The following is a 619-nucleotide window of genomic DNA, read 5'->3' as shown; positions in this document are numbered from 1 at the left end:
CCGGAGTTTTACCAAACAAAGGCCCGCCAAATTCAATGGCGTAACCAAAAACTTTGATTTGCACCTGAAGGAATGCGGATGGCGATGGAATCGAAACTCTGATGAACTGAGTCACCAACTTTGGGGGGCTTTTAAAGTAAATTTATATAAAGCTGCCAGTCTAGAGCCTTTGTAAATAAGCGTGTAAATCCTATTATTGGTATAAATAGTAGGTATTGGAAGAAAAGTCTTGAGCTGGCCAACATAACAGCTTTCACATGGCACGATTTGAGACACATCTGGGCAAGCTGGCTGATTCAACGAAAAGTACCATTGAGGGTGTTACAAGAGATGGGGGAATTCAACGCTATGCTTACCTGTCGTTTAAGCATTTGCAGTCACATACTCAGATATTGTCTGATTTGGTGCGGCATTCGCGAAATGATGACACAAATTTGTTGCAGTAACTTTAGCCGGAGTGTTTTTCTCTCTAGAATTAATTTTTTGATAAAAAAAGGGGCTGTCCTAGATAACTAGAACAAATCCTGCTTTACTAATTGTTTTAAAATAGAAATTTGAAATTTTATCTCACTGTTGTTAAAACGCCATTCACACTCTTTCAAATACAGTTCAAAATGCT

1 protein-coding gene and 1 pseudogene are annotated in these 619 nt (G+C 38.4%); one reads left to right on the top strand and one right to left on the bottom strand.

Annotated features, from left to right (window positions below):
- The first annotated feature begins 192 nt into the window (after positions 1–192).
- Entirely contained in the window at positions 193–516 is a 324-nt protein-coding gene (locus IR141_RS12700; protein WP_368665559.1) for a tyrosine-type recombinase/integrase, read from the top strand.
- On the opposite strand, the pseudogene IR141_RS12695 reads toward IR141_RS12700, so the two are convergent.
- A pseudogene (locus IR141_RS12695) lies at positions 513–619 on the bottom strand (IS1595 family transposase); the annotation flags it as partial. The gene IR141_RS12700 and the pseudogene IR141_RS12695 sit on opposite strands and share 4 nt — an antisense overlap.

The sequence above is a fragment of the Neisseria sp. 19428wB4_WF04 genome (assembly GCF_015235335.1).
Classification (GTDB): Bacteria; Pseudomonadota; Gammaproteobacteria; order Burkholderiales; family Neisseriaceae; genus Neisseria; species Neisseria musculi.
The sequence above is the reverse complement of the archived record's forward strand: the minus strand, read 5'-3'. Positions and strand labels throughout refer to the sequence as shown.